We start from the raw sequence: 18,713 nt of genomic DNA, 5'->3' as shown, positions 1-18,713 counted from the left end.
GAAATAGCTGCACACTGGTAGACGTGGCCCAGGCAGACAAAGACCAAGACATCCTCAAACAAGTCCACGAACTCGTCGCCGAAGAGCGACAACTGCGCGACAAACTGCAGCACCGCGAGATCGACGCCTCCGAGGAACACGCGCGGCTGAAGGCGGTCGAGGTCCAGCTCGACCAGTGCTGGGACCTGCTCCGCCAGCGGCGTGCGCTGCGCTCCAGCGGCGGCAATCCCGCCGACGCGGAGGTGCGACCCGAGGGCGAGGTCGAGGGCTACCTCAACTGAGGAAGGCACGCTGTGACACGCGTTGACACCGTCATCGTCGGTGGCGGGCACAACGGGCTGGTTGCCGCCGCCTACCTGGCGAAGGCCGGGCGCAGAGTGCGGGTCCTCGAGCGCCTCGACCACGTCGGGGGCGCAGCCGTGTCGCAGCATCCGTTCGCCGGTGTCGACGCCCGCTTGTCGCGTTACTCCTACCTGGTGAGCCTGCTGCCGCGGCGCATCATCGAGGACCTCGGCGCGCGAATCAGGCTGGCGCGACGCCGGTACTCGTCTTACACACCCACCCCGGCCGACGGAGGCCGCACCGGCCTGCTGGTCGGACCGGAGTCGACGTTCGACGCGATCGGCGCCGGTGACGACGAAGCGCACTTCGAGGACTTCTACCGACGCTGCCGGGCGCTGACCACCCTGATGTGGCCGACGTTGCTGGAGCCGCTGCGCACCCGGTCGGCGATGTACGGTGCCCTGACCGGCGAGGGGGACGCGAAGACCGCCTGGCAGCAGATGATCGAGCACCCGATCGGGCAGGCGATCACCTCGGCGGTGCGCGATGACCTGGTCCGCGGCGTGATGGCGACCGACGCGCTGATCGGAACGTTCGCCCGCCTCGACGACGAATCCCTGGCACAGAATCGCTGTTTCCTGTACCACCTGATCGGGGGCGGTACCGGGGACTGGGACGTGCCGGTTGGCGGGATGGGCGCGGTATCGGGCGCCCTGGCCGCCGCGGCAACCGGATTCGGCGCCGAGATCCTCACCGGGGCCGACGTTTTCGCGATCACCCCGGACGGCGAGGTCCGATACCGGCGCGGCGACGCCGAGCACGAGGTCACCGGCAGTCACGTCCTGGCCAACGTGACACCGGCGGTGCTGGCTCGCCTGCTCGACGAACCGGAACCGGACGTGGCACCGGGCGCGCAAGTGAAGGTCAACCTGATGCTCACCCGACTGCCGCGACTGCGCAACGAAACCATCACCGCCGAACAGGCTTTCGGCGGCACCTTCCATATCAACGAGACCTACGGCCAGCTCGACACCGCATACCGCCAGGCTGCGGCGGGCACGGTGCCCGATCCGCTGCCCTGCGAGATCTACTGCCACACCCTGGCCGACCCGTCGATCATGTCCGAAACCCTCCAGGCTTCCGGCGCGCACACGCTGACGGTGTTCGGCCTGCACACCCCGCACGATCTGGCCGCCTCGGTCACGCCGGACCGCCTCCGTGACACCCTGACCTCCGCGGCGCTGACATCGCTGAATTCCGTTCTGGCCGAGCCCATCCAGGACGTCGTCATGCAGGACAGCCTGGGCCGCCTGTGCATCGAGACCAAGACGACCGCCGACCTGGACCACACCCTGGGCATGACGCGCGGCAATATCTTCCACGGCGCGTTGTCGTGGCCATTCGCCGAGGACGACGAGGAGCTCGCGACACCGGCGCAGCGGTGGGGTGTGGCCACTGCACACGATCGGATCCTGTTGTGCGGATCCGGTTCTCGCCGCGGTGGGGCGGTGTCGGGAATCGGCGGGCACAACGCGGCGATGGCTGTGCTGGAGAGTTAACCCAGTTTGTCGAGGATCGCCCGCAGCGCGGCGAGGTCGTCCTCGGCCAGCGTGGCCAGGGCCTCGGGCGCCGGGTCGTGGACGGCGTCGATCGTGCGCAGCACGTCGCGGCCGGCGTCGGTGAGCGACACCAGTTTGCAGCGACGGTTGGACGGATCGATGCGGCGCACGACGAGCCCGCGCTCTTCCAGATCGTTGACGGCCACCGTCGCCGCCGGCGCGTCGACGGTGGCTGCCGCGGCGATCTGCTTGACGGTCATGGAATTTCGCATCAACCGCATCAGGATCCGCACTCTGCTGAACGGAAGGCCGGTGCGCTCGACCACCGACTTCTTCCAGTTGTCCCGGTGATCGTGGACGAATGCGGCCAGATCGCGCCAGACGTCGTCGGCGAGCGGATTACCGGACATGAGCACCACCGACCGGATCCGCTGCACCGGAGACCAACGGGGCCAGCCGCTCGGCCGACCGCAGAGCGCGCTGAGATGTCGCGAACAAGCCGACCCCGAAAATCACCAGACCCAGGGCGATACAGACGAACCACAGCGGTCGCGCAGCCGCCGCGAAATCGGTGCCGCCGACGGCCATCGCCGGGCCGGCAACCGAACCGCACAGTGCCACACCGATGCTCACCCCGACCTGGCGGCTCGTCGACGTCACCGCGGACGCCGCCCCGGCCCGATCCAGCGGCATCCCGCTCACCGCTGCGTTCGTGATCGGCGCATTGACCATCGAGAAGCCGATGCCGAACACCGCGAAGATGATCAGCAGCCACCACACCGGGGTCGTCGCGGTCAGGAACGTCAACATCGTCGCCGCCGCGGTGATCGCCACCCCCGCCACCACCAGGGACGGCCGCGCGCCGTAGCGGCCGACGAGTCGTCCCGACAGCGGGGAGAACAGCAGCGCGCCGAGGGCTATCGGCAGATAGATCAGGCCGGTGTGCATGGCCGAGAACCCGCGCTCCCCCTGCAGATACAGCGACATCATGAACAGGAACGCACCCCAGGCCGCGAACGCGCTGACCGCGTTGACGGTCGCGGTGGTGAACGGGATGCTGCGGAAGAACCGCAGATCGAGGAACGGGTCGTGGCGGCGCGATTCGAACCGCAGGAACGCCGCCAGGGCCACCGCGGCGACGGCACCGATCGCGACGACGCGTGGATTCGTCCAGCCGAGCACCGGCCCCTCGATGAGGGTGAACACGGTGCCGAAGAGGAACAGGATGGCCAGTCCCTGACCGATGGGGTCGACGTTGCGCATCGTCGCCGACTTCGATTCCGGGACGAACACCGCGGTGAGCAGGATGGCCGCCGCGCAGATGGGAAGATTGATCCAGAACACCGAGCGCCACCCGATGGTTTCGATGAGCAGGCCACCGACGATCGGTCCGGCCGCCATCGAGATGCCGGTGATCCCACCCCAGACGCCCAGTGCCCGCGCCCGCTCCACCGGCTTGGTGAAGATCTGCGAGATGATGGACAACGCAACGGGATTGAGCATCGAGCCGCCGATGGCCTGCAGGAAACGAGCCCCGATCAGCGCGTCGATGGTAGGCGCCAGGCTGCAGGCCAGGGAGCCGAGCGCGAACAGCGCTAGCCCGGTCTGGAACACCCGCCGGCGACCGAAGCGGTCCCCGGTCGCCCCGGCCAGCATCAGCAGTGACGCCAGCACCAGGGTGTAGATGTCGACCACCCACTGCATCTGCGCGGAGGTTGCCGACAGGTCCTGCCGGATCGACGGGATCGCGACATTGACGATCGTCGCGTCCATCGACACGATGAGCAGGCTCAGGCAGCAGGACACCAGGATGATGGCCTTGCGCCTGGGCGTCATCGAGCCGACGGTTGTATTCACACAACTATTGTGAAACTACAACCGTTTGCGGGGCAAGCGGGAGTGCGTGTGACGTTCGTCGGCGACGAGCGTGCGGTTACTCGGCGATATGCCCGGCGAGTCGCCCGCCGACACGCACGCTCGCGCGCATCGGGTCGGGACCGCACCGCCGGGTGGCGCCTCAGCGGCCGTCGATACCGGTGTAGTCGCGCTCGGTGTAGCCGGTGTAGATCTGGCGCGGACGGCCGATCTTGTTCGGCTCGCCGTGCATCTCCCGCCAGTGTGCGATCCAGCCCGGCAGCCGGCCCAGCGCGAACAGCACCGTGAACATCCGGGTCGGGAAGCCCATCGCCCGGTAGATCACACCGGTGTAGTAGTCGACGTTCGGGTAGAGCTTGCGCTCGATGAAGAAGTCATCGGTCAGCGCGATCTCTTCGAGCTCCTTGGCGATGTCGAGCAGCTCGTCCTGCACGCCGATCTTGCCGAGGATCTTGTCAGCCTGCTCCTTGACGATGCGCGCCCGCGGGTCGTAGTTCTTGTACACGCGGTGACCGAAGCCCATCAGCTTGACGTTGTCCTCGCGGTTCTTGACCTTCTTCACGAACGTCGCGACGTCGTCGTCACCGGTGCGGATCTTCTCCAGCATTTCCAGCACCGCCTGGTTGGCGCCGCCGTGCAGCGGACCCCACAGGGCATTGATGCCGCCGGAGATCGAGGTGAACAGGTTGGCCTGCGACGAGCCCACCAGCCGCACCGTCGAGGTCGAGCAGTTCTGTTCGTGGTCGGCGTGCAGGATGAACAGCATGTCGAGAGCCCGCACGATCTCCGGGTCGACCTCATACGGTTCGGCGGGGAAGCCGAACGTCATCCGCAGGAAGTTCTCCACCAGCGTCAGCGAGTTGTCCGGGTACAGGAACGGCTGTCCCTCGGACTTCTTGTACGCATACGCCGCGATCGTCGGCAGCTTGGCCAACAGGCGGATGGTGGACAGCTCGACCTGGTGCGGATCGAACGGGTCCAGCGAGTCCTGATAGTAGGCGCTCAGCGCGTTGACCGCGCTGGAGAGCACCGGCATCGGATGCGCGTTGCGCGGGAAGCCGTCGAAGAACCGCTTGAGGTCCTCGTGCAGCAGCGTGTGTCGCTGGATCTTGGTGGTGAAGTCCTCGAGCTGTTCGGCAGTCGGCAACTCACCGTAGATCAGCAGGTAGCTGACCTCGATGAACGTCGACTTCTCGGCCAGCTGCTCGATCGGGTAGCCCCGGTAGCGCAGGATGCCGGCGTCACCGTCGATGTAGGTGATGGCGCTCTTGGTCGACGCCGTGTTGACGAAGCCGCCGTCGAACGTCGTGTAGCCGGTCTTGGCCAACAGCGAACCCAGCGCGATGCCGTCCGCGCCCTCGGAAGCTTTGACGATGTCGAGTTCGAGCTCGCCGCCTGGGTAGACCAGGGTGGCATGCTCCTGCCCGGCGTCGGCGTTATCGGCCACTGGGATCCCTTCAGGTCTGTCGGGTGTGTCGATCAGTCGGAGTCTGCCTACAAAAGGTAGTCCCATCCCAGCAGTCACGCCCGCGGGGGGCTGTCACAGGGTCAGACGGGCAGCCCCAGGTCGGCGATTTCGCCGGTGAACTCCGCATAGGTGGACTCGAAGGCCTCGATCGCATCGTCGACGCTGACGAGGACGTCGGGGCCGGTCCGGCGGCTGAGATCCTGCAGCGCGGTCATCATCAACGCACCCCACACCGCCGCGAGCAGCCTCACCCTCCGGTCGTCTACGGTGGTGCCCATCCGTTCGGCGACCACCGCGTCCACGGCACTGGCCCGGTACTCGATGGTGGCCTGACGCAGCGTCGCCGAGGACATCGTGATCCGCAGGATCTGCATCAGCCGCTCGGCCGACAGGCCGTCGGCGGGCGCCAGCTTGCAGGACTCGGCCATCGCCACGTACGCGCGTCGCAACGCCTCCAGATGGCTCAGGTACCGCGGTTGGCGGGCCAGTTCGGCGGCAGTGCGCACCAGGACCTCGTCGATCAGGGCCAACGCAATGGCATCCTTGGTCGCAAAGTAGCGGCTGAACGTGCGCGGGGACACCTCCGCGATCGCGGCGATCTGGTCGACCGTGGTGCCGTCAAAGCCCTGTCGGTCGCACAAGCCCACAGCGGCGTCGATCAGCGTGGCACGTGTTCTGCGCTTCTTGCGTTCGCGCAGACCGAGAACCGGTTCCCGCCTGGCTTCACCCACGTCCCGGATGGTAACGGTCGGCAGGCGGCTGCAGGGCGAAAACGGCAGGTTGAGAGATCGCCGGCGGCCCCGACGCGCCAGCCCGGGGCGGGTCAGGGTTGCAGACGTTCCACCCGGCCGTCGTGCACCCGAATCCTGTTGTGCACCCGGTTCTCCCGCCCCTGCCAGAACTCGACGACCTCGGGGGCGATGAGGTATCCGCCCCAGTGCGGCGGCACGGGCACCTCCTCCAGGTCGGCGAACCGCTGTGTGACGTCGTCGAGCTGCCGCATCAGCGCGGCCCGCGACACGACGGGCCGGCTCTGCTGTGAGGCCCAGGCCCCCAGCTGCGATCCGCGGGGACGCTTCCGCCAGTAGTCGGACGTCTCCTCCGGCGACACCTTGGTGACAGCGCCGCGGACGTGGACCTGCCGGCCCAGCAGGTACCACGGGAAGGTCGCCGACGCGTACGGCACGGCAGCGAGCTGCTCGCCCTTGTCAGAGGCGTAATTCGTGTAGAACGAGATTCCGGTCTGGTCGACGCTCTTGCACAACACGGTGCGAGTGACCGGCCTGCCCTGACCGTCGACGGTGGCGATCACCATCGCGTTGGGCTCTGCGACGCCGGCCTGCACGGCGTCGGCCATCCACCGGTTGAGCAGTTCCACCCAGCCGGTCGAAGGGTCCGGGCCCAGCCAGTCGGCATCGAGATCGTCGCTGCCGTCCTTCTCCACCGATCCATATTCGACGCGCATCCGCGCCAGGTGATCAGAAGTGCCCACCTGCCAGACGGTACGCCGACGGTGCGGAATGGTCGGCTCCGCCGACGGTCCCGAATGGTCGGCTCCGCCGACGGTCCCGAATGGTCGGCTCCGCCGACGGTCCCGAATGGTCGGCTCCGCCGACGGTGGTGCGACAATCAGCCCATGACAGCGGTGCCGAAGGATTTCGCCCCCGGGCTGGCGGGCGTGGTGGCGTTCGAAACCGAGATCGCCGAACCGGACAAGGACGGCGGGGCGCTCCGCTACCGGGGCGTCGACATCGAGGATCTGGTAGCCCACCGGGTCACCTTCGGCGACGTCTGGGGGCTGCTGGTCGACGGCAGGTTCGGCCGCGGTCTGCCACCGGCCGAACCGTTCCCGCTGCCGATCCACAGCGGCGACGTCCGCGTCGACGTGCAGGCCGGACTGGCCATGCTGGCTCCGATCTGGGGCTACCCGCCGATCCTGGACATCGACGACGAGACCGCACGCGATCAGCTCGCCCGCGCCTCGGTGATGGCACTCTCCTACGTCGCGCAGTCCGCTCGCGGCATCTATCAGCCCGCGGTACCGCAGCGCACCGTGGATGAATGTGACACTGTCACAGCACGTTTCATGACCCGTTGGCAGGGTGAACCCGACCCGAGGCACATCGAGGCGATCGACGCCTACTGGGTCAGCGCCGCCGAGCACGGGATGAACGCCTCGACGTTCACCGCCCGGGTCATCGCGTCCACGGGCGCCGACGTGGCCGCGGCGCTCTCAGGTGCCATCGGGGCGATGAGTGGGCCGCTGCACGGCGGCGCGCCCGCACGGGTGATCCCGATGATCGAAGAGGCCGAGCGGACCGGCGACGCCCGCGCGGTGGTCAAGGGGATCCTGGACCGCAACGAGAAGCTGATGGGCTTCGGACACCGGGTGTACCGGGCCGAGGACCCCCGTGCCCGGGTGCTGCGCGCCACCGCACAGCGGCTGCAGGCGCCGCGCTACGAGGTGGCCGCGGCGCTGGAGCAGGCCGCGCTGGCCGAGTTGCGGGAGCGCAGGCCGGACCGCCCGATCGAGACCAATGTGGAGTTCTGGGCCGCGGTGATCCTGGACTTCGCACAGGTGCCGCCGAAGATGATGCCCGCGATGTTCACCTGCGGCCGCACCGCCGGCTGGTGCGCCCACATCCTCGAGCAGAAGCGCCTCGGCAAGCTGGTACGGCCGTCGGCGGTGTACGTCGGCCCCGAACCGCGCAGCCCGGAATCGGTCGAGGGCTGGGACCTACTGACTCGGAGATGACATCCACCGCCCGTGAAGTGTTCGCCTCGGCCGCAGACTATTTCGCGGCCCTGGTGAGGCGGATCCCTGACGACCGCTGGAACGACCCCGGTCTGGGCGAGTGGACCGTGCGCGACCTGATCGGCCACACGTCACGGTCGCTGATCACGGTCAGCACGTATCTGAAGGTGCCGGCGCACCGCGAGGATGTCGCCGACGCGGCGGACTACTACGTCACGATGCACTCCTATGCCGCGGGCATGGGCGCCGCGGCCGTCGTCGAACGCGGCCGGCAGGCGGGTCGTGATCTCGGCGCCGATCCCGCCGCCGCGGTCGAGACGTTGGCGTCCCGGGCGCTGGCCGACGTGGCTGCCGTCGACGACCCGCTGATCGAGGTGATCGGCGGCCTGGGCATCCGGTTGAGCAGCTATCTGCCCACCCGGACCTTCGAGATCGCGGTGCATGGCCTCGACATCGCCCGCGCGGTCGGGATCGACGGCGAACCACCCGCCGAGGTGCTGTCGGAGGCCGCGGCGCTGGCCGGCCGAGTCGGTGTGGCATTGGGTCAGGGACCGGTGATGCTGCTCGCGCTGACAGGACGCGCCGCACTGCCGGACGGCTTTTCCGTCGTGTGATCTGGTCACCGCGATGAGTTGTTGATCGACTGGGAGTCTGCACCGGCAGTCCACTCACCGTGAGGAGTAACCATGGCCGTGACAGACGAAGCCAACCAACCCATGCTGGTCCCCCACCTCGTCGTCGACGACGCCGCGGCTGCGCTCGACTTCTACGCCGACGCCTTCGGTGCCGAGGAGATGGTCCGAATGCCCGGTCCGGGCGGGAAGCTCATCCACGCCGCCATGCGGATCAACGGAGCCATGGTCTTCCTCAACGACGACTTCCCCGAATTCAACGACGGCAAGGCGAGCACGCCGACCGCACTGGGCGGATCGTCGGTGACCATCCACTTGCACGGCCCTGATGTCGACGGGCGGTTCCAGCGGGCACTCGATGCCGGCGCCACCGTCGTCAGTCCGCTCGAGGACCAGTTCTGGGGCGACCGCTACGGAGTGCTGCGCGACCCTTTCGGCCACCAGTGGTCACTGGCCGAGACCGTCCGCGAGGTCGACATGAACGAGGTGCTGGCGCAGATGGCCGACGGCGGTCAGCCCGGGATGTAGCTCTGCAGCAACGCGATCGGCAGCCCGTTGCCGGTGGTGATGCCGCGCAGCGCAGCGATACTCGCCGGCTTGGGGATCCGTTCCAGCTCAGGGGTGTCCGGGTCCGATCCGTACAGTCCGAACTGCAGCTCGTAGCCGTCGGCCCATTCCAGGTTGTCGACGAACGACCAGTAGGTGTAGCCCCGGATGTCGGTGCCGTGGGCCACCAGATCCTGTACGACCGCGACGTGGTTGACGATGTAGGAGGGCCGCTTGGTGTCCTTTTCGTCGGCGATCCCGTTCTCGGTGACCCACAGCGGTTTTCCGTAGGACGCCGCGAGCTCGAGCACCTCTCGGAAACCACCGGGGTCGGTCGGCTGATTGAAGTCACTGCAGGTGGCTTCCTGTGCCGAGCAACGGATCGGGAAGCCGCGCAGGAACGGGAAACCCGGCAGCGGTGCGACGCCGAACCCCGCCATCGGTTGCGACCCGTAGTACTGCACACCCAGGAAGTCGACCTTGCCGGCCATGTCGGGGTGGATCTCGTCGGAGGTCTTGACACCGTCGAAGTTCGCGTCGACCCAGCCCTCGATAACAGCGTTCGGGAACCACTTGTTGTAGAAGTGGTTCCACGCCTCGGCGGCCTGGACGTCCAGCGGATTGACCGGATTGGCCGGCCGCGCCGGGATCATGTTGTGGGTGAAGCCGACGAACGCCGCCGGCCCTCCCGCGGTGGCCGCGGTGGTGTCCCAGGCGTGGATCGCGTCGTAGGCGGCGACGTGTCCGATTGCCTGGTTCACCAGGAACGTCGAGGCCAGATCCGGTCGGATCACCCCGGGCGGCCAGTTGGGCACCACCCACGGGATCGCCAGGAACTCGGTGAGCACCGGCGGGAACGGTTCGTTGAGGGTGGCCCAGTTGTCGACCTGGTCGCCGTATTTCCATGCGACGTAGGCGGCGTACTTCTCGAACTCCTCCGCGGTGTCCGGGGACAACCAGCCCGCCGCCGGCGCCGGTAGCCCGAGCTGGATCAGCGGTCGCGCGACGATCGGATCGTGCACCCAGACCGGCAGCGTGAAGTGGTTGACGGTGACGAACGGATCGAGGCCGTACTGCCTCAGCGTCGCGAACACCGCCCGGTAGTGGGCCACCTCGTCCTGGTCGGCCAGCGCGTCGAGCGCCTCGAGGTCGGCCGGGCTCAGTGCTCCCCCTTCGTCGGAGATGTTCACAGCTGCAGTCGAACTCGGGAAGATGCGGCTCCATTCGATGCTCATCCGGAAGGTGTTCACGCCGAGTTCGTCACGGGCCAGCGCAGCGTCGCCGGCGTAGGAGACATAGGCGCCCGGCCCGTTCTCCGGCACCCCCTTGACCAGCCCGAGCAGCCGGTTGACCGGATCGTGCACCCAGCGGTACCAGTCCGAGCGGGTGTCGACCGGAGCACCGGGTCCGCCTTCGGCCTGAAACCCGGAATGGGCGACGCCCCATCGGAAGTCGTCGGGCAGCGATAGGTCGATGCCCTCGACCGGTGAGACGGAGACCGTGACGGTGACAGTGCGGCCGTGCCCACCGCCGGGATTGAGGAGGCTGCCCAGGACCGGGACGAACTGCAGCCAGCCGAACAGCCCGTGCACGTGCAGGCCGTCGTGCTCGTCGCTGACGGCGACGGTGAAGGTGTCCGTACCGCCGACCGCGGCCATCGCGTTCATCGGCCGGTACACGAAGTTCCCGTCGGCGTCGACGGTGACCGTCCCGCCGTTGTGCGGGCGTCCGATCACCGTGTAGGTCAGGGCGTCACCGTCGGGATCCTCGATGCCGATGTTGCCGGTGATGCGAACCTCACCGTCGACGAGACTCTGGGTGTCCGGAAGCGGATTGTCCACCAGCGCGGGTGTGCCGTTGAAGAACTCGCGTCGCACCCAGGCCAGCAGAGCCCAGCCGGACGGGTCGGCGGGGGGCCTGGGCGGACCGGCGGCGAACGGCCGCAACAGCGCGTCGACGAAGCTGGTGGTCAGGTCAACGACGTAGGTGACGACGCTGCGCAGATCGAACGCGGTCGGCCACGGCCGCCACGACGGCACCTTCGGCGGCGCGAACGTCGTCAACGCCGTGGCGGCGAAGGTGTCCGCCACGGACGCCACCTCGTCGTTGCCGGGCGACTCCGGCAATTCCGCTGCGGAGGTCACAGCGCCGTCGAACGTGGCGGCGGGACCCGCATCATCGTCTTCTTCGATTCGCACGACGGGCTCGTCGTACCCGCGCTTGTCCACGTCGACGGCCGGTGTGTCCGTGTCGGTGTCGACGGGGTCGTCTTCGCCCTCGACATCCCCGCCGTCGAAGTGGTCTTCCCCTGGGTCCTCCCCGCCGAGGCCCTCGCCGGACTCCTCGCCTAGATCCTGCCCGGACTCCTCGCCGGGCTCTGGGCTGCCGAGGTCTTCCTCGTCGGACTCCACGCCCGGATCCCCGTCGACACCAACCTCGATGTCCCCGGAGGCACCGGGCTCAGTGTCCGAGCCCGGCGCTGCCGCCGGCGGATCGGACTCCGAGGCGGTTCCCGGCGGGGCATCCTCATTCGCCCACGCGACACCGGATCCGGTGAACACCGCGGCCCCGACTCCCAACGCCACGGCCAGGCCTCCGACACGACCCACGAACTGCGCAGAACCCATGCCTTTGCATACCTCCGGCGGGCGACCCCGGGGGCGGTTTGACCAAACTCCGTGGCGTGCGCGCGGTCAGCGGCGCAGGCCGGCCAGCAACCGCTGATGCACCGGCGGGGCCGACGCATTCGCGGCGACACCCACCATCTCTGCGACGGAGGTGAACTTGTCACGCGGACGCAGCCCGGCCCCACGCCCGATCTCGGCCTGATCGATGGCGTGCCACCCGTCGGCGTCGATGACAGCCGGCTGCCTGCCGCGGACGAAACGCCGCAGCGCTGAGGGTTTCTCGACGGGGTCGGTGAGCAGACCGTCGTTGTAGTCGGCGACCAGATTGCGCACGGTTTCGGCGGCACAGGACTTATTGGTGCCGATGAAACCCGTCGGTCCGCGCTTGATCCAGCCGGCCACGTAGCTGCCGCGTACCGGTCCGCCCGTCTCAGGGTCGATCACCCGGCCACCCGCGTTGGGCACCGCGGCGGTTGCGTCGTCGAACGGCAACCCGCGAATCGGTCTGCCGCGGTAGCCGATGGACGTGAGCACCAGACCCGCCTCGATGTCGCGGGTCTCGTCGGTGCCGGTCACCACGAACTCGACGCCTGCCGCGCGCTGCTCGCCCCGCACCCGACGCGGGGTCAGCTGGTAGGCCAGGCGGATGCGCGGCCGGGTGACCGGAGCCGTCGCGTCGCCGAGCTTGGACAGGACTTCGAGTTTGTTGCGGGTCAGCGGATCGGTGGTCTCGGCCAGCGCCGCGAGCACCAGCTCATGGTCGGCCGGGTCGAGCACCACCTCACACGTCGAGGTCAGCCCGATCAACTCCGGCAGCGTGAACGCCGAGGCCGCCGGCCCCCGCCGGGCGGCGATCACCACCTCCTGGACGCGGGAGTCCCGCAGCGCGTCCAGCGCATGCTCGGCGATGTCGGTGCGCGCCAACACATCCGGGTCGGTGGTCAGGATGCGGGCCACGTCCAGGGCGACGTTGCCGTTGCCGATGACCACGACACGCTCACCGCTCAGATCGACCGGCAGACCCGCGAATTCGGGGTGGCCGTTGTACCACGCAACCACCTCGGTGGCCGTTGCGGTGCCGGCGAGGTCCATGCCGTCGACCTGCAGGCGCTTGTCGTCGGGGGCGCCCACCGCGTAGAGCACGGCGTGATGATGGGCGAGCAGTTCGTGGTGGGTGATGTCCGAGCCCACCTCGACATTGAGGTAGAACGTGAAACCCGCACGCGCAGCGATCTTGTCGAAGAGGTTCGTCACCCGCTTGGTGCTCTGGTGATCCGGTGCGACACCGGCACGGACCAGACCGTACGGCGTCGGCAACTTCTCGAAGACGTTGACCCGCACCCCCGTCTGGGTGAGCAACTCGTCGGCCGCGTACATCGCCGCCGGGCCCGACCCGACCACCGCGACCGTGAGCGGCCCTCCGGCTCTCGGACGCACGACCGGAGCTTCCTGTACCGGCGCCAGCTTCGACGTCGGAGGCAGCTTGCCGTCGCGCTTCGGATAGAACGCGGCGTTGAGTTCGACGAAGGGAAGCTGCTCGGGTTGGAGCCGGGTGTCCGGGGCGATGGCGCCGACCGGGCAGGCCGACACGCAGGCCCCGCAGTCCACACAGGCCACCGGGTCGATGTAGAGCATCTCGGCGGTCGCGAAGCCGGGCTCGTCCGGGGTCGGGTGGATGCAGTTGACCGGGCAGGCGTAGACGCAGGACCCGTCGCTGCAGCACGACTGGGTGATCACATGAGGCATGACGTGGGACTTCCGGGCCCTAGGCGGCGCTCACGACGTGCTGACGCGCGGGCTCGCTGCGGTACCGGCTCGGCGGTCCGTCGATCTTGCAGATTCGCCACATCAGCTTGGCGAACGGATTCATCAAACCCGTCTCGTGGCACAGCATCCGGACATCGCCGAACATGTCGCGCAGGAACTGCCGCGCCACGGGGGTGCCGAAGAAGATCTCCTTCTTCACCGAACGCGGGATGTCGAACTCCTGCCAGAAGGACTTGGGCGGCACGATGATCGCCTGGCACAGCACCCGCATGATGATCGGCACGTTGAGCGACAGCAGGAACTTCTGCCGGCGGTTCAGGTGCGGCACCCGCTTCCGCAGGTATTCATGGGCGAACGAGATGTGGCGGGCCTCCTCGGCGACGTGGATCGCCATGACGCGCTCCATGATCGGGTGCAGCGCCTTGCCCTCGCGCAGGATGTTCTTCTGGGTGTGGTCGATCGGCTCCTCGCCGGCGAGCACGCCGAAGAAGAACGGGATGGGCAGCGGGCCGGCGGCCAGCGGGATGAGCTGGGAGAGCCACTTCAGCAGCCGGGGCATGCCGGGGACGTCGGCGCCGATGCGGTTGACCATCTCCTGGAACATCATCGTGTGGTTGCACTCCTCGACCGACTCGTGGAGGCAGTACCGGTACTCCGGCGACCCGTTGGGCACCCAGAAGGCGTAGTTCATCAGGCCGCGGATCAGGATCGACTCGAAATGCAGACCGACTTTGGCGACGTTGGCCTGGCGCCACATGCCGATCGCGATCTGCTTGTCCTTCGGCTGGGACCGGTACCACTCATGCTTGCCGAACGGGTCGGTGCCGGGCAGGATCCAGCGCTCATCGTTGGGCGTCACCGCGAACTCGGGCGAGTCCCAGTCGATGTCGGTGTACGGGTTGAAATTGCGCCGCACCGAGCCTTCAGACAGCGTGGTGAGCATCTCGACGTAGGCCCTGTCCTCCGGGCTGTCCCCGATTTCCATGTTTTCGCGCCAGCGCCGGATGATGCGCGTCCGAGCTTCCTTGACAGCCATTGCCGCCTCCCGTGAGGTTTACATTCTCGTGCTCGTTGTCCAGTGACAGTACCCGCGGTCCCATGAATTAACCAGGGTCTTCTCCGGGATGTGCGTCAACCTGGTTATCCCCATCACATGTGGCCCCCATCACACCGAAGAGGCCGCGGGCGGACGCGCGAAGACCGCGGGTGCCCGAATTTCTCCGGGTTGAGCTCCGGTTCTAGGCTTGGCGCCATGGCCGACAGCTCGCCCTCCCTGACCATCCCCTCCGATCTCAAGCCCGCCGACGGGCGATTCGGCTGCGGGCCGTCAAAGGTCCGGCCGGAACAGCTGCAGGCCCTCGCCACGGCCGGCCACCTGTTCGGCACCTCGCACCGGCAGGCGCCGGTGAAGAACCTCGTCGGTCGCGTCCGCGACGGACTGCGCCAGCTGTTCTCCCTGCCCGACGGGTACGAAGTGATCCTCGGCAACGGCGGGTCGACGGCATTCTGGGACGCCGCCGCGTTCGGGTTGATCGACAAGCGCTCGCTCCACCTGACCTACGGCGAGTTCAGTTCCAAGTTCGCCTCCGCCGTGGACAAAAACCCGTTCGTCGGCGACCCGGTGGTCGTCAAGGCCGACGCGGGCAGCGCGCCCGCGCCACAGTCGGACCCGTCGGTCGACCTGATCGCGTGGGCACACAATGAGACCTCGACCGGAGTGGCGGTCCCGGTGGTGCGCCCGGAGGGATCGGGCGACGCGCTCGTGGCGATCGATGCGACCTCCGCGGCGGGCGGCCTGCCGGTCGACATCACCCAGGCCGACGCCTACTACTTTGCGCCCCAGAAGAACTTCGCCGGTGACGGCGGCCTGTGGCTGGCGATCCTGTCTCCGGCAGCGCTGGCCCGGGTGGAGGCCATCGCGGGTTCGGGTCGCTGGGTGCCGGAGTTCCTATCTCTGCCGATCGCCATCGAGAACAGCCTCAAGAACCAGACCTACAACACCCCGGCGATCGCCACGCTGATCCTGCTCGCCGAGCAGATCGACTGGCTGCTGGGCAACGGCGGCCTGGACTGGGCGACCAAGCGCACCGCCGAGTCATCGTCGCGGCTGTACTCGTGGGCCGAGGCCGCCCCGTTTGCGACACCGTTCGTCACCGACCCGACCCTGCGGTCGCAAGTGGTGGGGACGGTCGACTTCTCCGATGACGTGGACGCCGCCGCCGTCGCCAATATCCTGCGAGCCAACGGCATCGTCGACACCGAGCCGTACCGCAAGCTGGGCCGCAACCAGCTTCGCGTCGGGATGTTCCCCGCGGTCGAGCCCGACGACGTCAGCGCCCTGACCGCATGCGTCGACTGGGTGGTGCAGCGGTTGTAGCCCCGTGCCGCGTGTCATCCCGGTTACGGATTGATCACGCAGTAGGGTCACCTTCTGTATCGGGCTCGCGCAAGCCCGGAGGAGGTCGCAATGAGAGAGCTCAAGGTCGTCGGGCTGGATGTCGACGGCAGACGCATCATCTGCGAGACCAGCGACTCCGACGAGAAGTTCGTCCTCCGCTCCGACGACCGGCTCAAGGCCGCCGTGCGCGGTGACCGCGCCGGGTCGGCCCAGACCACCATCGATGTCGAGGTTCCCACGTTGCTGCGTCCGCGCGAGATCCAGTCGAAGATCAGGGCCGGAGCATCGGTCGAACAGGTCGCCGCGGCCGCCGGAGTCGACATCGCCCGCGTCGAACGGTTCGCCCACCCGGTGCTGCTGGAGCGCGCCCGCGCGGCCGAACTGGCCACCGCTGCGCATCCGGTGCTGGCCGACGGCCCGTCGGTGCTGACCCTGCTCGAAACGGTCACCTCGGCGCTCATTGCCCGCGGACTGGATCCCGACGGCGCGGACTGGGACGCCTGGCGCAACGAGGACGGCCGGTGGACCGTGCAGTTGGCCTGGAAGGCCGGTATGTCGGACAACGTGGCCCACTTCCGCTACGCGCCCGGCGCGCACGGCGGCACCGTCACCGCGTTCGACGACGCCGCGTCCGAGTTGATCGATCCGAATTTCGCGCGCCCACTGCGTCCGCTGGCGGCGGTGGCACAGCTAGCCCTGGGCGAACCCGACGAGGTCCAGGCACCTGCCCCGGTCGAGTCACCCGAACCCGAACCCGCGCCCGAGGTCGCCGAGACGCCTGAGCCCGCACCGGCGGCCAAGGCCCCCCGCTCCCGCAAGAGCAGGCCCGCCGTGCCGGCGTGGGAGGACGTCCTGCTCGGTGTCCGTTCCAGCGGCGGCCAGCGCTAGCTTCTACGCGCGCAACGTTTTTCACCCACCCGAGGCGGCGATCGCCAGCAACGCGATCCAGGCCGCGGCGACACCGGCGCCCGTCCCGAGCACGAACCAGCGCCACACCGGCACACGGCGCCAACCCCAGACCGTGGGCGCCAGACCGCCCACCGCAACGAGATTCAGTCCCGCAGCGAGCAGCACGTGCACCCGCATCAGCCCGATGCTGAGCACGATGACGGCGGCGGCCACCACCGCCGCGACGAACACCGCGACCGTCAGGCCCGTCCCCCACGGCGTCTCGTCGCTCACCGGGCGAGCCTATCCCGCTCATAGAACGCCAGCGCGGCAGCAGTGGCGACGTTCAGCGAATCCGTACCGCGCGACATCGGAATACGCACGCGCACATCGCTGGCCTGCATCGTGTGTTCCTTCAGGCCGGGCCCTTCGGCGCCCACCAGGATGGCCACCCGCTGCTCCGCCAGACCGGACATCGCCTCGGCGAGGGTCTGCACCTCAGGGTCCGGCGTCATCGCGAGCAACCGAAAACCGCTCTGCCGCAACAACTCCAGATCACCGGGCCAGTGGCCGGCCTTGGCGAACGGCACCAGCAGGGCATGCCCCATCGACACCCGAACCGCCCGCCGGTACAGCGGGTCGGCGCAGCCGCTGCCGAACACCACCGCGTCCACACCCAGTCCCGCGGCGTTCCGGAAGACCGAGCCCAGGTTCTCGTGGTCGTTGACACCTTCGAGCACGGCGACGGTCCGCGCCCCCGCGAGCACCTCGGGCACCGTCAGATCGGGGGCCCGGGAGGCCGACGCCAGCACCCCGCGGTTCAAATGGAAGCCGACCGCCTCGGCCATCACCTCCGCCGACGCCCGGTAGAACGGCGCCCCGATGCCGTCGAGGTCCGCCCCCAGTTCGGCCAACCGCCGATCGGTGCCCAGCAGCGCGCGAGGGACGAACCGCGACGCGAGCATCCGCTGTACCACCAGCACACCCTCGGCGATGACCAACCCCTTGCCGCTGGGAAGGTCGGGTCTGCGGTCGACACTGTTGAGATCACGGAAGTCGTCGAGTCGCGGGTCGGACGGATCGCTGACGTCGATGACTTCAACGCCGTTGGCGATCACGCTGTTTCGAGGCAGGCAGTGACGAGCACAGCGCTGAGACTACCCAGCGCCCCGCGGTGGTCGTTAAGTTGGACGCGATGGACACCGATTCCGAACCGCAACCCCCGCCGCTGCCCGGGGGCCTGCTGACGCCGTGGCCCGTCATCGTGGTGATCGCGTGCGGATGGCTGATCGCCGCCGTGCTGGCGTTCACGGTCGGCGCTCTGCACGAGTGGCGTCCGGTCACCGTCGCCGGCCTCGGCGTCGGAGTGCTTGGCACGACGATATTTCTGTGGCAACGTCACGCGGTGCGCCGCGGACACCGCGGCGCTCAACGCGGTTTGACGTAGGAGGAATTCGATGGCAGCGCCGGTTTTGCAGGCCGAGGTCGACATCAACGCGCCGGTGTCCAAGGTCTGGGCGCTCGTCTCGGATCTGAGCAAGATGCCGCAGTGGAGCCCGCAGTGCCGCCTGATGAAGCCGGTCGGCCAGCTGCGCCAGGGTGCCCGCACCGTGAATTTCAACAGGCGCGGACTCCTGTTCTGGCCCACCACCTGCCGGATCACCGAGTTCATCCCCGAAAAGAAGCTGGCGTTCCGGGTCAACGAGAACCACACCGTATGGAGCTATGAACTGGAGCCGACGGAAGCCGGCACCCGGCTGGTCGAGACCCGGCACGCCGAGAACGGCACGACGGCGGTGTCGAATTTTCTGGTCGGCAAGTTCATGGGCGGCGTCCCGAACTTCGAGCAGGAACTCATCGAAGGCATGAACGCATCGCTGACGCGCATCAAGACCGCCGCGGAGCGCTGACCGGGC

At 68.2% G+C, this 18,713-nt stretch carries 19 protein-coding genes; 9 read left to right on the top strand and 10 right to left on the bottom strand.

Annotation, left to right across the window (positions count from 1 at the left end; all coding sequences use genetic code 11):
• The first annotated feature begins 23 nt into the window (after positions 1 to 23).
• Together ACTWP6_RS03390 and ACTWP6_RS03385 are read left to right on the top strand one after the other, a co-directional pair.
• On the top strand, positions 24 to 281 hold the full coding sequence (locus ACTWP6_RS03390) for a DUF2630 family protein (RefSeq protein WP_443186812.1): 258 nt from the start codon (positions 24 to 26) through the stop codon (positions 279 to 281).
• A 12-nt stretch (positions 282 to 293) separates the two neighbouring features.
• Positions 294 to 1,841 carry a phytoene desaturase family protein gene (locus ACTWP6_RS03385; protein WP_443186811.1) on the top strand — a complete coding sequence of 516 codons (1,548 nt, stop codon included), beginning with the start codon at positions 294 to 296 and terminating at the stop codon, positions 1,839 to 1,841.
• Here ACTWP6_RS03385 and ACTWP6_RS03380 read toward each other — a convergent pair.
• From ACTWP6_RS03380 to pdxH, 5 genes are all read right to left on the bottom strand, one after another.
• The gene (locus ACTWP6_RS03380; RefSeq protein WP_443186810.1) at positions 1,838 to 2,251 is read right to left on the bottom strand and encodes a MarR family winged helix-turn-helix transcriptional regulator; all 414 of its coding nucleotides are present in this window, start codon (positions 2,249 to 2,251) and stop codon (positions 1,838 to 1,840) included. The two genes, ACTWP6_RS03385 and ACTWP6_RS03380, sit on opposite strands and share 4 nt — an antisense overlap.
• Entirely contained in the window at positions 2,241 to 3,677 is a 1,437-nt protein-coding gene (locus ACTWP6_RS03375; protein ID WP_260758283.1) for an MFS transporter, read from the bottom strand. Before ACTWP6_RS03375 ends, ACTWP6_RS03380 begins: the two co-directional genes overlap by 11 nt.
• A gap of 181 nt (positions 3,678 to 3,858) precedes the next feature.
• Entirely contained in the window at positions 3,859 to 5,163 is a 1,305-nt protein-coding gene (locus ACTWP6_RS03370; RefSeq protein ID WP_443186809.1) for a citrate synthase, read from the bottom strand.
• A gap of 101 nt (positions 5,164 to 5,264) precedes the next feature.
• Positions 5,265 to 5,915, bottom strand: coding sequence for a TetR/AcrR family transcriptional regulator (locus ACTWP6_RS03365; RefSeq protein WP_260755272.1), 651 nt, complete (start codon positions 5,913 to 5,915; stop codon positions 5,265 to 5,267).
• Positions 5,916 to 6,007: 92 nt separating this feature from the next.
• Complete coding sequence (gene pdxH, locus ACTWP6_RS03360) at positions 6,008 to 6,649, bottom strand: pyridoxamine 5'-phosphate oxidase (protein ID WP_443186942.1); 642 nt, start codon at positions 6,647 to 6,649, stop codon at positions 6,008 to 6,010.
• A gap of 171 nt (positions 6,650 to 6,820) precedes the next feature.
• Here pdxH and ACTWP6_RS03355 point away from each other — a divergent pair, with 171 nt between their 5' ends.
• From ACTWP6_RS03355 to ACTWP6_RS03345, 3 genes are all read left to right on the top strand, one after another.
• Positions 6,821 to 7,939, top strand: coding sequence for a citrate synthase 2 (locus tag ACTWP6_RS03355; RefSeq protein WP_260755273.1), 1,119 nt, complete (start codon positions 6,821 to 6,823; stop codon positions 7,937 to 7,939).
• Positions 7,936 to 8,553 carry a maleylpyruvate isomerase family mycothiol-dependent enzyme gene (locus ACTWP6_RS03350; protein WP_443186808.1) on the top strand — a complete coding sequence of 206 codons (618 nt, stop codon included), beginning with the start codon at positions 7,936 to 7,938 and terminating at the stop codon, positions 8,551 to 8,553. The genes ACTWP6_RS03355 and ACTWP6_RS03350 overlap by 4 nt, the downstream gene beginning before the upstream one ends.
• A gap of 72 nt (positions 8,554 to 8,625) precedes the next feature.
• Entirely contained in the window at positions 8,626 to 9,099 is a 474-nt protein-coding gene (locus tag ACTWP6_RS03345) for a VOC family protein (RefSeq protein WP_443186807.1), read from the top strand.
• On the opposite strand, the gene ACTWP6_RS03340 is transcribed toward ACTWP6_RS03345, so the two are convergent.
• The 3 genes from ACTWP6_RS03340 to ACTWP6_RS03330 all read right to left on the bottom strand — a co-directional run bounded on the left by ACTWP6_RS03340 (position 9,084) and on the right by ACTWP6_RS03330 (position 14,547).
• Positions 9,084 to 11,744 (bottom strand): family 1 glycosylhydrolase, encoded by a 2,661-nt coding sequence (locus ACTWP6_RS03340; protein WP_443186806.1) that lies wholly within the window; start codon positions 11,742 to 11,744, stop codon positions 9,084 to 9,086. The two genes, ACTWP6_RS03345 and ACTWP6_RS03340, sit on opposite strands and share 16 nt — an antisense overlap.
• Before the next feature lie 66 nt (positions 11,745 to 11,810).
• Positions 11,811 to 13,490 carry an FAD-dependent oxidoreductase gene (locus ACTWP6_RS03335; RefSeq protein WP_443186805.1) on the bottom strand — a complete coding sequence of 560 codons (1,680 nt, stop codon included), beginning with the start codon at positions 13,488 to 13,490 and terminating at the stop codon, positions 11,811 to 11,813.
• A gap of 19 nt (positions 13,491 to 13,509) precedes the next feature.
• Entirely contained in the window at positions 13,510 to 14,547 is a 1,038-nt protein-coding gene (locus ACTWP6_RS03330; RefSeq protein ID WP_443186804.1) for an AurF N-oxygenase family protein, read from the bottom strand.
• 216 nt (positions 14,548 to 14,763) lie between these two features.
• Here ACTWP6_RS03330 and serC point away from each other — a divergent pair, with 216 nt between their 5' ends.
• Positions 14,764 to 15,888, top strand: coding sequence for a phosphoserine transaminase (serC, locus tag ACTWP6_RS03325; protein WP_443186803.1), 1,125 nt, complete (start codon positions 14,764 to 14,766; stop codon positions 15,886 to 15,888).
• A gap of 90 nt (positions 15,889 to 15,978) precedes the next feature.
• Entirely contained in the window at positions 15,979 to 16,797 is an 819-nt protein-coding gene (sepH, locus tag ACTWP6_RS03320) for a septation protein SepH (RefSeq protein ID WP_443186802.1), read from the top strand.
• A gap of 21 nt (positions 16,798 to 16,818) precedes the next feature.
• Here sepH and ACTWP6_RS03315 read toward each other — a convergent pair whose 3' ends face one another.
• The gene (locus ACTWP6_RS03315; RefSeq protein ID WP_260755281.1) at positions 16,819 to 17,091 is read right to left on the bottom strand and encodes a DUF2537 domain-containing protein; all 273 of its coding nucleotides are present in this window, start codon (positions 17,089 to 17,091) and stop codon (positions 16,819 to 16,821) included.
• Complete coding sequence (locus ACTWP6_RS03310; RefSeq protein WP_443186801.1) at positions 17,088 to 17,915, bottom strand: TrmH family RNA methyltransferase; 828 nt, start codon at positions 17,913 to 17,915, stop codon at positions 17,088 to 17,090. The genes ACTWP6_RS03315 and ACTWP6_RS03310 overlap by 4 nt, the downstream gene beginning before the upstream one ends.
• Positions 17,916 to 17,992: 77 nt before the next feature.
• On the opposite strand from ACTWP6_RS03310, the gene ACTWP6_RS03305 reads away from it, so the two are divergent.
• Together ACTWP6_RS03305 and ACTWP6_RS03300 are read left to right on the top strand one after the other, a co-directional pair.
• Positions 17,993 to 18,244, top strand: coding sequence for a DUF2530 domain-containing protein (locus tag ACTWP6_RS03305; protein WP_260755283.1), 252 nt, complete (start codon positions 17,993 to 17,995; stop codon positions 18,242 to 18,244).
• Positions 18,245 to 18,254: 10 nt separating this feature from the next.
• Positions 18,255 to 18,707 (top strand): SRPBCC family protein, encoded by a 453-nt coding sequence (locus tag ACTWP6_RS03300; RefSeq protein ID WP_260755284.1) that lies wholly within the window; start codon positions 18,255 to 18,257, stop codon positions 18,705 to 18,707.
• Positions 18,708 to 18,713 lie beyond the last annotated feature (6 nt).

Origin of the sequence: Mycobacterium sp. 4D054, from assembly GCF_052245755.1 — a bacterium.
In the GTDB taxonomy this organism is placed as follows: domain Bacteria; phylum Actinomycetota; class Actinomycetes; order Mycobacteriales; family Mycobacteriaceae; genus Mycobacterium.
The sequence above is the reverse complement of the archived record's forward strand: the minus strand, read 5'-3'. Positions and strand labels throughout refer to the sequence as shown.

Bases quoted from the DNA above. Each gene is read 5' to 3' on its own strand.
- ACTWP6_RS03350 (WP_443186808.1), top strand. From the start codon at position 7,936: ATGACATCCACCGCCCGTGAAGTGTTCGCCTCGGCCGCAGACTATTTC.
- ACTWP6_RS03340 (WP_443186806.1), bottom strand. From the start codon at position 11,744: ATGGGTTCTGCGCAGTTCGTGGGTCGTGTCGGAGGCCTGGCCGTGGCG.
- ACTWP6_RS03355 (WP_260755273.1), top strand. From the start codon at position 6,821: ATGACAGCGGTGCCGAAGGATTTCGCCCCCGGGCTGGCGGGCGTGGTG.
- sepH (WP_443186802.1), top strand. From the start codon at position 15,979: ATGAGAGAGCTCAAGGTCGTCGGGCTGGATGTCGACGGCAGACGCATC.
- ACTWP6_RS03335 (WP_443186805.1), bottom strand. From the start codon at position 13,490: ATGCCTCATGTGATCACCCAGTCGTGCTGCAGCGACGGGTCCTGCGTC.
- ACTWP6_RS03305 (WP_260755283.1), top strand. From the start codon at position 17,993: ATGGACACCGATTCCGAACCGCAACCCCCGCCGCTGCCCGGGGGCCTG.
- ACTWP6_RS03300 (WP_260755284.1), top strand. From the start codon at position 18,255: ATGGCAGCGCCGGTTTTGCAGGCCGAGGTCGACATCAACGCGCCGGTG.
- ACTWP6_RS03380 (WP_443186810.1), bottom strand. From the start codon at position 2,251: ATGTCCGGTAATCCGCTCGCCGACGACGTCTGGCGCGATCTGGCCGCA.
- ACTWP6_RS03345 (WP_443186807.1), top strand. From the start codon at position 8,626: ATGGCCGTGACAGACGAAGCCAACCAACCCATGCTGGTCCCCCACCTC.
- pdxH (WP_443186942.1), bottom strand. From the start codon at position 6,649: ATGCGCGTCGAATATGGATCGGTGGAGAAGGACGGCAGCGACGATCTC.
- serC (WP_443186803.1), top strand. From the start codon at position 14,764: ATGGCCGACAGCTCGCCCTCCCTGACCATCCCCTCCGATCTCAAGCCC.
- ACTWP6_RS03330 (WP_443186804.1), bottom strand. From the start codon at position 14,547: ATGGCTGTCAAGGAAGCTCGGACGCGCATCATCCGGCGCTGGCGCGAA.
- ACTWP6_RS03375 (WP_260758283.1), bottom strand. From the start codon at position 3,677: ATGACGCCCAGGCGCAAGGCCATCATCCTGGTGTCCTGCTGCCTGAGC.